The sequence below is a fragment of the Kribbella sp. NPDC048928 genome, assembly GCF_043197975.1.
In the GTDB taxonomy this organism is placed as follows: Bacteria; Actinomycetota; Actinomycetes; order Propionibacteriales; family Kribbellaceae; genus Kribbella.
The window spans coordinates 64,768-78,843 of the sequence record NZ_JBICUC010000010.1; the positions used below are offsets into that span (position 1 = coordinate 64,768).

The window sequence follows — 14,076 nt, forward strand, 5'->3', positions numbered from 1 at the left end:
CTCAGGGTTTCGAGAGCTCTGCCTTGAAGCCCTGCTGCCAGGAGGGATAGCGCAGGACCCATCCGAGGTCCCGCTTGGCCTTCAGGTTGGAGAAGCCGCGGCCCTGCGTCATCATCGACACCGCGACTTCTCCAGCCAGCGGCCGTGCCAGCCAACTGGGGACGCGCATCGGCTTCTTCGCTCCCGCGCAGGCGGCGAGGTAGGGCAGCCACTGGCTGGCCGGAGCCGGTTCGTCGTCGACGATGTTGAACGTGCCGCGCGCACCTTGTTCCACAGCGAGGACCGTTGCATCGGCCGCGTCGTCCAGGTGTACCCACGAGCAGTAGCCGGCACCACCTCCGACGACCGGGAACTGTCGCTTCAGTACCGGTGCGACCAGGTCCTCGTTCGCACCTGGGCCGTAGAACCAGCCGTACCGCAGAACCGCGCCGCCGGCCTTCACGACGGCGTCCTCGACGTGGCTGATCGCCTTCATGCCTGGTTCCGCCGGTGTACCGGTCATCGGGTCCACCGGGTCCTGCTCGGTCTTCACCCAGCCACCCTGACGGATCCCGTTCCACGCACCGTAGCTCTGGGCAACAAAACCCGTCACGCCGGTCGCGTCCGCCGCGGCCAGCAAGTGGTCCGTTCCCTCCGTACGCAGGCGGTTCGTACCCGCGAACCACTGATCCATGTGCTTCATGTCGGGCTTGCCCGCGTGCCCGACGGAGATCGCGGTCATCTGATGCACGATCGTGTCCGCCCGGGCATTGGCCACCGCCTCTCCGACCGCCACCGCATCCAGGCCATCCATCACCACAGCCTCGGCGCCCAGCTTCTCCAACAGACCCAGCTTGGCCGAGCTCGTCGTCGTCGCCGTCACTTGATGGCCCCGGGCAACCAATTGCGGCACCAACCGCCGCCCGAGAGCCCCGGTCCCACCAGCCACGAATACGCGCATCCTTGTCACCTTCCCGATTTCAGTACCTGTCGTCACCCCCGAGACGAGACAGCCCACCGGCCTGTGACACGGCGGTGGTAGGACCAGGTGAGGAGCAGGAGTGCGGGGCCCCAGAGGTTGAGCGGTGCGTAGCAGATGGTGAAGACGGCAGCCCAGAACGAGTTGGCCATGGCGCCCGGGCGACCAGTGGTCCAGACGTCCCAGAAGCCGACCGTCCAGATCAAGATCAGTGCCACAGCTCCTGCCGTCGCGGCAACGATCACAGCCTTCGGGCGAACCGTGCGGCCGCCGAAGAACGGCAACCAGCGCGGGACCTCTTCCCCCAGCGGACGTACCAAACCGAACGCCGTCAGCGCGACTGCCTCCGCCAGGAGGCTGATGGTTGCGATGTAGACGGCGGGCCAGCCCCGGATGGCGTCAAGCTCTCCTGTGCTGGTCAGCATGCCCAGGGGGAAGCCGAACGCGGCAGCCAAGCGCCACAGGCTGGAGGGAAGCACCATGAACGGGATGAGGTGCGCGAGCCGAGTGGCCCAGCGCGGCACCGGGCCGTCGGTGGTCCGAGTTCGCGAGTGGGTTCGTTGGGTCCGGTACCGCACAGCGAGGACGGAGAAGATGATGCCGCCGGCAAGGAAGTACCAGTCGACGCCCCAGTCGGACCATCGGAGGTGCGCATGGCCGGTCTCGTCCTGCAGGGAGAGGCCGGTGATTCCGTTCGCCAGGACACCGGTTGCGCGGGTGACGTCGTCGAGGATTCCGGCGCCGCCGCGCAGCAGGAGGACCACGCAGCCGACCCAGGCGAGTGCGCGGGTCACCGACGCGAGGCGTCCTCGGGCCCATCCGCGAGCGATGGTCAGGCAGACCAGCGCGCCCAGCGGCCAGGCGGCCTCGACGGTTCCGTTGATCAGCCAGGCCACAAGTCGGTGCACGCCCGCGGAGGTCTCCAGGCGATTCGGCTCCGGGCTCAGCGAGGGGAGTTTGCCGGGGCTTGCGAACGAGCCGCCGCAGTACCAGTAGATGTGGAAGGCGAAGAACACGACCACCCACCCCAACGCTGTGTAACCCGCGGAGGTGACACGCTTGTCCGCGCTTCGGTTCGGCGCCGCAGAGATGGTCATGGTGTCCACCTTCGGCGCCGGGCGGTCGCCGGTCATCCTGCTGCGGAGGGAACCGCCTCCCTCGAACGGGGGAGCGCCAGAACGTACATCGACCTGCCACGGTGATCATTCCACCGGCGCGATCCGCGCTGCCAAAGTGATCATCACTGAACCTGTTCGCGAGACGGGAGCATCGTGATCACGATCGACGTTGAAGAATCTGACCGGCGGGCCGGAGGGCTGGCGCCGGAGCGGTTGCAGGCCGCGCTGGACGCCCTGCGTACGGACGGCATGGTGGTACTGGCGGACGTGGTCGACCTGGACCACCTGGACGCGCTGCACGAACGTTTGATCAGCGATCTGGCGCTGCTCCGGAGCCGGCCCGATGCTCCGTACAACTGGACGCAGGGCAACATCCAGCAGGATCCGCCGCCGTTCGAGCCGTACCTGTTCGAGGACGTACTGCTGAATGCGCAGGCGATCGCGGTGACGTCGGCGATCCTCGGGCCGGGACTGCGCAACGTCATGTACAGCGGGAACACATCGCTGCCCAGCGACACCAGGCAGCCGGTGCACGCCGACATGGGTCACCTGTGGCCGTCCGACGCGATGGAGGCCCCGCATCCGCCGGTGCAGTTGGTGGTGAACGTACCCACCGTCGACGTCTCGGCCGAGAACGGGGCCACCGAACTGTGGGCCGGCACCCATCGCGACCTCACCGTCGGCGTCGGTGGTGACATCGAGGTGCCGCTGGACGCGTTGGAGGCCAGGCGCAAGATCTCGCCGCCGATCCAGCCGGACATCCGGCGCGGCAGCGTGCTGATCCGCGACGTCCGGCTGTGGCACGCGGGCATGCCGAACCGCACCGATCGGCCCCGGCCGATGATCGCCATGGTGCACGTCAGCCACTGGCTCGAGACCGGGACCCCACTGGAGTTCCCGGCCTCGAGCAAGGCGTTCTTCGACCACCCGGTGCTGACCACGGCCGCCCGGTTCACCGAGCAGCCGACCGATCACATCTTCCGCAGCCAGGGCTTCAGGGTCGAGCAACCGACGGCATAGCCGTTATGGCCGCGGCGAAGTTGGCCGCGGCCTCCGGCCGTTCCGGGACCCGGGGGAGTTCGTTGCCGCGGGCAAGCTCACCGAGCCAGGCCAGGCTCGGCTTAGGCGTCCGGACGAAGGTTTCGCGGTCGACCGCGATCAGCCCGAACGTCGGCTCGAACGATCCCCACTCGTAGTTGTCCAGCAACGACCAGTGCAGGTAGCCGCGGATGTCGCAGCCGTCCTCGATCGCCTCCGCGAGACCGCTCAACGCGCCTGTGGTGTAGTCGATCCGCCGGGTGTCGTCGGCGGTGGCCATGCCGTTCTCCGTGACCAGCATCGGTACGCCGCCGGTGACGTCGCGGGTGTGCCGCAGCGCCTGGCCGAGCGCCTCCGGGTAGTACTCCCAGTTGGTGAGCGTACGTTCGACGCCGTCCGCGAACGGCACCGGACCGTCCGGGCCGATGATCGTGCGCAGATAGGACTGCACGCCGACGAAGTCGTCGTTGCGGCTCTGCTCGAGGAAGAAGTCCTCGCGCCAGTACGCCCACTCGTCGCGATCCTTCTCGTGTCCCGGGACCGCTTGGTAGACCTGGTTGGCCACCGTCCAGCCGGCCTGAATGTGGCCGAGGCCGCGCAGCACCTCGACCGAGGCGTGGTGCGCCTCGGCGATCACCCGGGCGGCGTGCGGCGACGGGCCAGGGAAGTTCACGCCGACCTCGGTGTCGATCCGGGCCTCGGTCTGGTTGACCATCATGTTCGGTTCGTTGATCGTCACCACCCAGCTGACGTCGTCGAGGATCCGCGCCGCGGTCTCGGTGAAGAACCGGAACCGGTCGACCGCGTCATCGGCGTACCAACCGCCCTCTTCGTGCTGCCAGAGCGGGACCGTGAAGTGTTGCAGCGTCACGATCGGCTCGACGCCGGCCGCGCGGCAGGTGTCGATCATCCGCCGGTAGTGGTCGAGTTGGGCCCGGGACACCTCGCCCTTGGCCGGCTCGATGCGGGACCACTCCAGCGAGAACCGGTATGCCTTCAGCCCGGCCTGCGCCAGCAGCGCGATGTCCTCGCCGTACCGGTGGTAGGAGTCGCAGGCATCACCCGAGGGTTCCTTCGCCCAGGTGTCCGGGGCGTGTTCCAGCACCCAGTGGCCGGTGTTGGTGTTGCCGCCCTCGGTCTGGTGGCCGGCGGTCGCGGCACCCCAGAGGAAGTGCTGGGGCGCCGGAGTCGAGGAGGTCATACGAGGTCCTTTCTGCGACTTGGACAGGGTCGTGGGGTCACCACGGCAGCAGGCTGTGGCCGCGGGCGGGGAAGGTCGTCAGTGGCTGTACTTCGTGCTCGTCGACGCTGATCGACGCGTTGATCGGGTACGGCGCCACGTTGACGGTGATCAGCAGGTTGCCGTGTTCAGACGTCACGGGCACGGTCACCAGGCCCGCTCGGTCGGCGTCGATCCGAACCCGCGGCCGTACGCCGAGCCTTGCGAACAAGGCATGCCAGTTGCCGAGATGGGCGGCCGGGAAATCGCAGCCGACAAAGATCAGCGAGCCGGCGCCCAGCGGCGTCTGGACCGCGCACGGCAGTCCGGAGCCGAGTTCGCGGAGCAGCACAGTGGCCTCGGCGGGCGCCTGCAACAGTTGCGCCGACGCAACCCGCAGGTCCGCGTCGAGCGGGAAGCTGCCGGAACCGGTCACCGTCGGCCAGTACGGTCCGGATGCGTCCCGCCGGTCAACGCGAACGCCGGCCGAGGCGAGACCGAACGCGTCGGCGAGGATCGTGCACGGCGTACCGTCGTGGTCGCGGTCCGGCAGCAGGCCGGTCAGCAACAAGTTGCCGCCGGCACGGACGTGATCGACGAGCCGGCGCTGCACCTGCCGCCCGAGTGTGCGCGGCGTACCGAGGACGATGGTCCGCGGCGCCTCGGATGCCGCCGTGCCGGCCGACCACGCCGACGCCGGATCCGCGATCGCTTGCAGGTCGACGGCATCGACGTGATAGCCGCCGAGCACGATCGCCCGGCCGAGCGCGTCCCGCGCCCCGAAGCCACGATGGCGTTCGAGGTCGTCGACCTGCTCGCGGCGGTCCCCGGCCGCCGGGTGTGCGTACTCGGTGAGATAGTGATCGGCGACGAAGCCGAAGCCCACATCGTCGGTCAGTTGCCGTCCGGTGGCGAGGATCGGCTCGTACTCCCGAACCTCCTCGAGCAGGCTCGCGAGGGCGTCGAACGCCGGCGTCGTTCGCCCTTCGGGATCGATCGGCGCCGCGAACCCGTGCCGCTCGCCGGTGAAGGCGATCCGCGGGATGCCGTCGTCCCGAGAGCCCTCGATGACCGGGTTCCGGCCGCCCGTCAGCAGGTAGTAGTTGATCAGCCGATTGCCCTGGCCGAGCGTGAGCAGGGTCTTGTGCACGCCGGACTCCGGCGAGCTGAGACCGTCCAGGTTGTCGCCGTAGTCGCCGGTCCCGACCTCGAACTCCAGCGAGGTCGCCGGCTGGTCCGGCCCGTTGACGCAGGCCAGGATCGCGTTGCAGAGATAGAGATCGGTGACGTTCTGTACGGTCAACTCGCCCAGGTAGTAGTCGGAGCCGGCCACCACCCCCTCCCGGCCGCGATACGCCGGAGCGAGCTGGCTGATCCCGATCGGGAACGTCGTACCGCGCCCGCCGCCGGTGCCGTGAACGTTGATCAGCAACGGCGCCGAGATGCCCCGATCGCGCGCGAACGACTCGAGGTGCCGCAGGTAGCCGGCGAAGTCGTCCCGCGCCCAGAGGCCGAGCTCGTGGTGGAAGGCCAGCGACTGTGCCGGATCGCCGCCGCCGCGGACGGCGGCCACGAGCTGATCTGGATCACCGCCGAGCAGCTTCGCGGTCCCGTCCGGACCGTGCCGATCCGTCAGCCAGTCCAAGAAGTTGCTAATGGCAATGTCATCCAGGTGCGGCGTGTTCGACACCCAGGCGAGCATGCCGACCTCGTTGTCCAGCTGGACGCCGACCATCGGGCCGTCCGGAGCCTGTCGCGGCGCCAGCACCTCGAAGGCCGCACCGAGCCAGCGCTCGGCCTCGGTCAGGAAGCCGGGATGGTGGTAGTCGAGGTCCTCGGTCGGCGCGCTCGTACCGTCCCAGCCGGTCGGCCGGGCGTCCGGATGCTCCCGGTAGAGGCGATGCGGGACGCCTTCGTTCTTCAGCTCGGCCATCACGAACGGGCCGGGCCGGGCGAGGAACCGCAAGCCGAGAGAACCGCACAGATCGATGAAGGCCGGCAGGTCCCGCTCCGGGCAGGTCCGGCCGGTGAGATCGAGCTCCCCGTTCGGCAGTTCGTGCCAGATCCACGGGATGTAACTGGCGATGGTGTCCAGCCCCGCGTCCTTGGCCTGAGTCAGCCTGCCGGCCCACTCGTCGCGCCGTAACCGGAAGTAGTGGACCTCGCCGGCAAGCAGCAGGCTGGGCGTCCCGCCGACCTCGATTCGCCCACCACGGAGGGTGATCTGCCCAGGTCGAGGGTGGGTGTTGCGCTCGGCTGCTGTGCTCACGAGGCTCCTCCAACGGTGCGGGTAACGCTCCGGCCGGGTCGGGCGACGAGCTCTGGCGGTAGCGATTGTAACCGGTTACACTCCCAAATCGCCAGGCACTGGTGACCTGGCCGCAAGGAGGTCCGGCAGTGAACGACGACCGCATGAGCGTTCGCGAGATCGCCAAGCTGGCGGGTGTCTCCATTGCGACCGTGTCGCGTGTGTATCGCGGGATCGGGAGCGTTTCACCCACGACCCGGGCCAAGGTCCAGGCCGCCATCGAGCAGTACGGCTACCGGCCGAGCCACCTCGGCGAGGCGCTGGCCAATCGGCGCCACGGAGCATTGGCAGTGGTGTTCCCGGGCCTGTCCGGGCCGTACTTCGCCGAGCTGATCAACGGCGTCGAGAGCGTCGCCGTGCCGCGGCAGGTGAGTGTGCACGTGATCGGCACCCATCTCCGGCGCGAGGCGCCCCAGGAGTTGCTCGACGTCGCGCGACGCGTCGACGGGATGGCCATTCACGGCGGCACCGTCCCGAAGGCGGTGATCGAGGAGTTGGCGGCTCGTCATCCGGTGGTGATGATCGGACCGGATCCGCATCCGGCACCGGTCGTCGTACGCACCGATCATCAGGCGTTCCGGTCGTTGGTCAGCCATCTGCTCGCCGATCACGGGCTGCGGAAGCTGGTCTTCGTCGGCAACTCCGAAGGTTCGCCGGACCTCACCGATCGCTGGAACGCCTTCGTGGACGCGCATACCGAGCTCGGACTCCGGCCGGGAGCGCACTACCCGACCGGACTCGAGCAGACCCACGGCGTACAGGCCGCCGCCGACGTACTGGCCGGTGGTTACGACGGTGCCGTGTGCGGCAACGACGAAACCGCTCTCGGTCTGATGATGGCGGTTCTGGGACGCGGGCTGCGAGTGCCCGACGATCTGGTCATCACCGGCGTCGACGACGTCCCGATGAGTTCGCTGGTGAGTCCCGGTCTCACCACAGTCGCCCGGCCGCTGGCCGAGCTCGGAGCAACAGCAACGCGGCTGCTGCTCGATCTGATCAACGGCGCGGACGTCGCGCCCGAGACCGTCCTTGCGTCGCGGCTGGTCCGGAGAGCCAGCTGCGGCTGCCGAATCTGAACGGGAACAGCTCCAGACACAGCATTCCAAGCAGGTATCAACCTGACACACGGAGGTGTCGTCATGACAGGTACTTCGTTCCGCATCCGACGGGGGCAGCGGTCATGGCGGGGGGTTCTGATCGCGGCGTCGCTGGCCGCAGTGCTGGCGTTGCCGGCCTGTGCCGGCAGCCGCGTCGCAGGTGAGAAGCAAGCACAGCAAGGGAATTCGGCGGGTGGATCAGCGGACACGATCCCGGAGCTGAAGCTGGCGACGGAGTCCGACGCCGCGATGGGGAGCCTGGTCAACTACAACCCGTTCGCGCCGCAGCAGACGGTGCGCACCTGGTTGTTCGAGCCGCTGATGCAACAGAGTTCGCTGGACTGCAAGGTCGTGCCGTGGCTGGCGACCGGCTACAAATGGGAGGGGCCGGCCAAGCTGGTCCTGACGATCCGGCAGGGCGTGAAGTGGAGCGACGGCTCGCCGTTCACCGCGAAGGACGTCGCCTTCACCTTCAATCTGACCAAGAAGTACCCGGCGATCGACCAGGCCGGCGTCTGGAACGACACGTTCGGGGCCAAGGCCAAGTCGGTCACGGCCGACGGCGACAAGGTGACGTTCGACTTCGAGGGACCGGCGGCCACCAAGTTCACGTACCTGATCGGCCAGAAGATCGTCTCCGAGAAGGAGTTCGCGTCGGTCGGTGATCCGGCCAAGTACATCTCGAAGAACCCGATCTCGACCGGGCCGTTCAAGATCGCGAGCTACAACGGACGCCGGCTGGAGCTCGACCGCCGGCCCGATTACTGGCAGGCCGACAAGATCAAGGTCCAGAAGCTCGTCCTCGAAGGCAACTACAGCACCAACGCCAATCAGGCGGCGGCGAAGCTGAAGACCGGCGAGCTGGACTTCTACTCCGGTGAGATTCCGAACCCGGAGAAGGCGTTCGTCGCCGATGACCCGACGACCAACCACGTCTGGTACGCGCCGAACGGCCTCACCGTGCTGGCGCCGAACCTGACCAAGAAGCCGTTCAGCGACGTCAAGTTCCGCGAGGCGCTCGCGCACGGGATGGACAAGCAGAGCGCGACCGACAAGGCGACGTACGGCCTCATGAAGGTTGCCAGCCAGTCCGGTCTGTCCTTGCCCGTGAAGGCGAACCTGCTGCCGGCGAAGTACCCGGCCGAGAGCACCGTGATCCCGTTCGACCTGGCCAAGGCCAACCAGCTGCTCGACGCGGCCGGGTACAAGAAGGGCTCGAACGGGATGCGGCAGAACCCCGACGGATCGCCGATCAGCATCACCTTCTCCGTACAGGCCGGCTGGATCGATTACGAGGCGATGGCCGACCAGTTCACGAGCAACTTCCGCAAGCTCGGGCTGGACATCAAGGAGAACAAGATGCCGCCGGAGGCCGTCGACCAGCAGAACAAGGCCGGCACCTTCCAGCTGATGATCAACTACATGGGCGCCGGCTGCGACTACGCGCACGGCATGGGCGCCACCGTCGCCTCGTCGGAGATCCCGAACAAGACCACGATCAAGGGCAACGCCGAGCGCTACCGCAACTCCGAGGTCGACAAGGCGATCGGCGCGCTCGCGGGTGCGACCGACGACGCGGCGGCCAAGGAGCAGGTCGGCGTACTGGTGAACGCGATGATGACCGACTACCCGGTGCTGCCGATCCTGTACGCGCCGGCCCGGGCCATCTACCGCACCGACCACGCGGTCGGCTGGCCGTCCGCAGAGGACCCGTACGCCAATCCGCAGGACCAGCCGCTGGTGTGGATCACGCACCTGACCGCACCGACGTCGAAGTAGTCCGATGCGCTACTTCGCGCGCAAGATCGGCTTCTTCGTGCTCACTTTGTGGGCAGTCGTGACGCTGAACTTCATGATCCCCCGGCTGCAGCCGGGGGATCCGGCCGAGCTGATGGTGCAGAACCTCACCGGCAAGAACGCCCAGCTGAACATCGCGCAGGTGCAGGCCATGCGCGATCTGCTGGGCTCGCCGTCGGGCTCGCTGTTCGGTCAGTACTGGAGCTATCTCGGGCAGCTGCTGCACGGCAACCTCGGTGTCTCGTACACCTACTTCCCGTACCCGGTGACCGATGTGATCGGCGGGGCGTTCTGGTGGACCGTGATCCTGGTCGGGACCGTGCAGGTGCTGTCGTTCGTCATCGGGGTCCTGCTCGGTGCCTTCGCTGCGTGGCGGCGGAACAGCCGGTTCGACACGTCGGTGACGGTGATCTCCACGTTCGTCGGGACGCTGCAGCCGTTCTGGATCGCGCTGCTGCTGATCTACGGGCTGGGGTACGGGCTCGGCTGGTTCCCGACGGCCGGCGGCTACCAGGCGTCGACGCCGGGCTGGAACGGAGCGTTCGTGTACGACGCGCTCTCGCACGCGTTCCTGCCCGCGCTGACTCTGATGATCGTGACGCCGATCGGATGGGTGCTCGGGATGCGGAACACGATGATCATGAACCTCGGCGAGGACTACATCCGGCTGGCCCGTGCCAAGGGCCTGCCGGACCGGATGATCGCACTGCGCTACGCGGCCCGGAACGCCCTGCTGCCGAGCGTCGCCGGGTTCGCCCTGGCGCTCGGCGGCGTCCTGGGCGGCACGATCCTGGTGGAGACCGTGTTCGACTATCCCGGCCTCGGCCGGCTGATGGGGGAGGCGGTCGGCATCAAGGACTATCCGCTGTTGCAGGGCCTGATGTTGCTGACCGCGGTCGTCACGCTCGTCGCCAACCTGATCGCCGACCTGCTGTACGGCATCCTCGATCCGCGCGCCAGGAGGGCAGCCGCATGACCAGTGCCCAAAACCCAGTCCTTCCCGGGACGTCGATCGCCGCGTTGCCCGAGGAACAGGCGGCCGAGGTCGTCGACCGCTGGTATCGCGTTGTGTGGAGCAGCAAGAAGGCCCGGTTCGGGATCGTCGTCGTGGCGATCTATGTACTCGTTGCGCTGCTGGCTCCGGTGATCGCGCCGTACGCGCCGACCGACGGCTCGTTCACGCCGTTGACCGGGCCGTCGGCGCAGCACCTGCTCGGCACCAACGTCGGCGGCGTCGACGTGTTCTCCCAGGTGGTCTACGGCAGCCGGGTCTCGTTGATCGTTGGGCTGCTCGGCGGCTTGCTGGCGACCGCGATCGCCTTGGTGATCGGGCTGGTCTCCGGGTACGCGGAAGGAACCGTCGTCGACGACGTGCTGACGTTCCTCACCAACACCGCGCTGGTCATCCCGGTGCTTCCGTTGATCATCACGCTGGTCGCGTACTCCAGTACGCGCGGCATCCCGCTGATCGTCGGCGTCATCGCGATCACGTCCTGGGCGGGCTCCGCGCGAGCGAAGCGGGCGCAGATCATCACGCTGCGGAACCGGGACTTCGTCACGGCGGCGAAGTTCTCCGGCGACGGCACGCTGCGGATCATCTTCTCCGAGATCCTGCCGAACATGACCTCGCTGGTCGCCGCCGCGTTCGTTGGTGCGGCCACCGGTGCGATCGGCGCCGAGGCCGGCCTGGCGGTGCTGGGACTCGGCAGCAGCGACTCGGTGTCCTGGGGAACGATCCTCTACCAGGCCGACGCCGCCGGCGCGATCTCCCAGGGCCTGTTCGCCTGGGTGTTCGTCCCCGGTCTGGTACTGGCCATCCTGATCACGTCGATGGCGTTCATCAACTTCGGCATCGACCTGCTCAGCAATCCGCACCTCAGGGAGGACTGAGCCATGGCGCTCCTCGAAGTACGCGACCTGTCGATCAGCTACGAACCCAAGCAGCGGCCGGCCGTCGACGCGGTCAGCCACCTCAGTTTCAGCATCGACGACGGTGAGTTCGTCGGTCTGATCGGCGAGTCCGGGTCGGGCAAGACCACGGTCGGCATGGGCGTACTGCGGTTGCTGGAACGCCCGGGACGGATCAGCGGCGGGTCCATCGTCTTCGACGGTACCGACATCACCGCCCTGAGCCAGGACGAGTTGCGCCAGTACCGCTGGCGCGACATCTCCACGGTCTTCCAGAGCAGCATGAACTCGCTGAACCCGGTGACGCGGGTCGATGCGCAGTTCGCCGACGTGATCCAGTGCCACACGTCGCTGCGCGGCCGGGAGATCACCGAGCGGATCAAGACGCTGTTCGAGATGGTCCTGATCGATCCGAAGTTCATGACCGCGTTCCCGCACGAGCTGTCCGGCGGCATGCGGCAGCGGGTCAATCTCGCGCTGGCGCTGGCGATCGGGCCGCGGTTCATCGTACTGGACGAGCCGACGACCGGGCTGGATGTCGTCGTACAGCACAGCATCTTGGAGAACGTCCGGCGGCTGCAGGCCGAGCTCGGGTTCGCGGTGCTGTTCATCAGCCACGACCTCGGCACCGTGCTCGACCTGTCCGATCGGACCATGGTCATGTACGCGGGCAAGCTCGCCGAGGAACAGGCGACCCGGGAGCTGCTCCGCGACCCGCTGCACCCGTACACGAAGGGTTTGCTGGGCTCGTACGGCGATCCTCGTGCGGAGACCGTACGCATCACGTACGTCCCCGGCCGGCCGCCGGATCTCGCGCACCGGCCCAGTGGATGCGCGTTCGCGGCCCGGTGTCCGGAGCGGATCGCTACCTGTACGGAGATCGAGCCCGCGCAGACCGCCATCGGGCACGGCCTGGTGGCGTGCCACGTCGCGGCGATCCAGCGCGGTGCCGCCGAGAACGGAGCGGGCATCGAGGTCGGGCCGGTGATCCGTACGTTCGCGGGCCCGCAGTTCGTGAAGTCGGCGGTGGAGACCACCTCGAGCGAGCCGCTGGTCACCATCGAGGACGTGTCCAAGACGTACGTCCGCCGGCAAGGGCTCCATGCTGTCCGGACCGAAGCGGTGAGCGGCGTGAACTTTTTCCTGCGGCGTCGCGGTGTGACTGCCCTGGTCGGGCAGAGCGGCAGCGGGAAGTCGACGATCGCCCGGATGATCACCGGGGTCGATGCGCCGACCACCGGCCGGATCACGTTCCACGGCTCCGACGGTGATCAGGTGGTCGCGCGGATGCGGGGCCGCCGGCTGCGCAGCTATCGCGGCAGCGTGCAGATGGTGTTCCAGGATCCGTACTCGGCGCTGAACCCGACGAAGACGCTCGGCGCCGCGCTGGCCCGGCCGCTGATCAACTTCCAGCACCTGCGCGGTGCGCAGCTGCGGGAACGGATGATCGAGCTGCTGGAGACCGTCGCGTTGTCTCCGGGCGCGCGGTTCCTCAATCGCTACCCGCACGAGCTGTCCGGGGGCCAGCGGCAACGAGTCGTGATCGCTCGCGCGCTGGCGGTCGAACCCGAGCTGATCGTCGCCGACGAGCCGATCTCCAGCCTCGACGTGTCGATCCGGGCCGAGGTGCTTGAACTGTTCGACAAGCTCGTGCAGGAGCAGAACGTCGGGATCCTCTACATCACCCACGACCTGCTCAGCGCCCGGATGCTCTGCGACGAGGTCGTGGTCCTCAACGAGGGCAAAGTGGTCGAACAAGGGCCCTCGCTCGACGTGATCCGCGCGCCCAAGGACGAGTACACCCGGCTGCTGCTCGACGCGATCCCGAACCCGTTCGCCGAAGAGCGCAGTTGAGGGTCAGGAACGGTCGGCGGTGACGGTGCCATCGACGAGGAACGGCTCGAACGAGCCGTGCGGCGCCGTCCCGTCACCGTTCATGATCACCTCGGGGGAGTACTGCAGCAGGTAGACCCGGCGCAGCTTGTCGGTCAGGTTCGCCCCGCTGCGGTGGATCACCGTACTGGAGAAGCAGACGATCGACCCGGCCGGCACGATCACCGGCATCCCGGGATCGGAGCCGAAGTAGCAGATTCGGTCACCGGTCTCGATCGGGACGTGCTTGATGTAGGACTTGATGCCGGAGCGGCTGTACGGGAGCAGGTAGACGGACCCGTTCTCCTCGGTCACGTCGTCGAGAGCGATCCAGCAGGTCAGGTACGGCTGGTGGTTCTCGTGGACGTACCCCGAATCCTGATGCCACGCGAACGTGGTGTCGGGATCGCCGGCCTTGATCACGTACTGCTCCCAGAACAGGTACGCGTTCTCGCCGAGCACGCGGCGGCAGATCTGCTCCATGATCGGGCCGAAGATGAAGCTCCGGAGCTCGGGGCGCTGCTGGTAGACCATGTTGCTGAAGTACCGCTTGCCCTTCGCGTTGATGCCGATCCGGTCGGCGCCGGCCTCATCCATGGCGGCGTCGAGGCGATCCATGGAGAACTGCGCGGCACTGCGCAGCAGTTCCAGGTCCTCGGGGCCGATCACGTTCTCCAGCACGAAGTACCCTTCGGCGGCGTACTGGCCGACCTGCTCGTCGCTGACCAGCTGAGTCTTCTCCGTTTGCGTCATGATGATCA

11 protein-coding genes are annotated in these 14,076 nt (G+C 67.6%); 6 read left to right on the plus strand and 5 right to left on the minus strand.

The window, feature by feature from the left end; all coding sequences use genetic code 11:
• Position 1: 1 nt before the first annotated feature.
• Positions 2-940 (minus strand): NAD-dependent epimerase/dehydratase family protein, encoded by a 939-nt coding sequence (locus ACGFI6_RS35390; protein ID WP_393126511.1) that lies wholly within the window; start codon positions 938-940, stop codon positions 2-4.
• A gap of 32 nt (positions 941-972) precedes the next feature.
• Positions 973-2,055 (minus strand): hypothetical protein, encoded by a 1,083-nt coding sequence (locus tag ACGFI6_RS35395; protein ID WP_393126513.1) that lies wholly within the window; start codon positions 2,053-2,055, stop codon positions 973-975.
• A gap of 174 nt (positions 2,056-2,229) precedes the next feature.
• On the opposite strand from ACGFI6_RS35395, the gene ACGFI6_RS35400 reads away from it, so the two are divergent.
• Complete coding sequence (locus ACGFI6_RS35400) at positions 2,230-3,096, plus strand: phytanoyl-CoA dioxygenase family protein (RefSeq protein ID WP_393126515.1); 867 nt, start codon at positions 2,230-2,232, stop codon at positions 3,094-3,096.
• Here the strand turns inward: ACGFI6_RS35400 and ACGFI6_RS35405 are convergent.
• Together ACGFI6_RS35405 and ACGFI6_RS35410 are read right to left on the minus strand one after the other, a co-directional pair.
• Positions 3,071-4,315 carry a glycoside hydrolase family 1 protein gene (locus tag ACGFI6_RS35405; RefSeq protein WP_393126517.1) on the minus strand — a complete coding sequence of 415 codons (1,245 nt, stop codon included), beginning with the start codon at positions 4,313-4,315 and terminating at the stop codon, positions 3,071-3,073. The genes ACGFI6_RS35400 and ACGFI6_RS35405 overlap by 26 nt on opposite strands.
• Positions 4,316-4,352: 37 nt before the next feature.
• Positions 4,353-6,602, minus strand: a complete 2,250-nt coding sequence (locus ACGFI6_RS35410; RefSeq protein WP_393126519.1) for a beta-galactosidase — start codon at positions 6,600-6,602, stop codon at positions 4,353-4,355.
• A 128-nt stretch (positions 6,603-6,730) separates the two neighbouring features.
• Here ACGFI6_RS35410 and ACGFI6_RS35415 point away from each other — a divergent pair, with 128 nt between their 5' ends.
• The 5 genes from ACGFI6_RS35415 to ACGFI6_RS35435 all read left to right on the plus strand — a co-directional run bounded on the left by ACGFI6_RS35415 (position 6,731) and on the right by ACGFI6_RS35435 (position 13,297).
• Positions 6,731-7,717: a LacI family DNA-binding transcriptional regulator gene (locus ACGFI6_RS35415; protein ID WP_393126521.1), complete on the plus strand. Its 987-nt coding sequence runs from the start codon at positions 6,731-6,733 to the stop codon at positions 7,715-7,717.
• Positions 7,718-7,780: 63 nt separating this feature from the next.
• Positions 7,781-9,517: an ABC transporter substrate-binding protein gene (locus ACGFI6_RS35420; RefSeq protein WP_393126523.1), complete on the plus strand. Its 1,737-nt coding sequence runs from the start codon at positions 7,781-7,783 to the stop codon at positions 9,515-9,517.
• 4 nt (positions 9,518-9,521) lie between these two features.
• Positions 9,522-10,511, plus strand: coding sequence for an ABC transporter permease (locus ACGFI6_RS35425; protein WP_393126524.1), 990 nt, complete (start codon positions 9,522-9,524; stop codon positions 10,509-10,511).
• Positions 10,508-11,425: an ABC transporter permease gene (locus ACGFI6_RS35430; protein WP_393126526.1), complete on the plus strand. Its 918-nt coding sequence runs from the start codon at positions 10,508-10,510 to the stop codon at positions 11,423-11,425. Before ACGFI6_RS35425 ends, ACGFI6_RS35430 begins: the two co-directional genes overlap by 4 nt.
• A 3-nt stretch (positions 11,426-11,428) precedes the next feature.
• A complete protein-coding gene (locus tag ACGFI6_RS35435; RefSeq protein ID WP_393126528.1) occupies positions 11,429-13,297 on the plus strand; it encodes an ABC transporter ATP-binding protein in 1,869 nt (622 codons plus the stop codon).
• Between the two features lie 3 nt (positions 13,298-13,300).
• Here ACGFI6_RS35435 and ACGFI6_RS35440 read toward each other — a convergent pair whose 3' ends face one another.
• Positions 13,301-14,068 (minus strand): phytanoyl-CoA dioxygenase family protein, encoded by a 768-nt coding sequence (locus ACGFI6_RS35440; RefSeq protein ID WP_393126530.1) that lies wholly within the window; start codon positions 14,066-14,068, stop codon positions 13,301-13,303.
• Between the last annotated feature and the right edge of the window lie 8 nt (positions 14,069-14,076).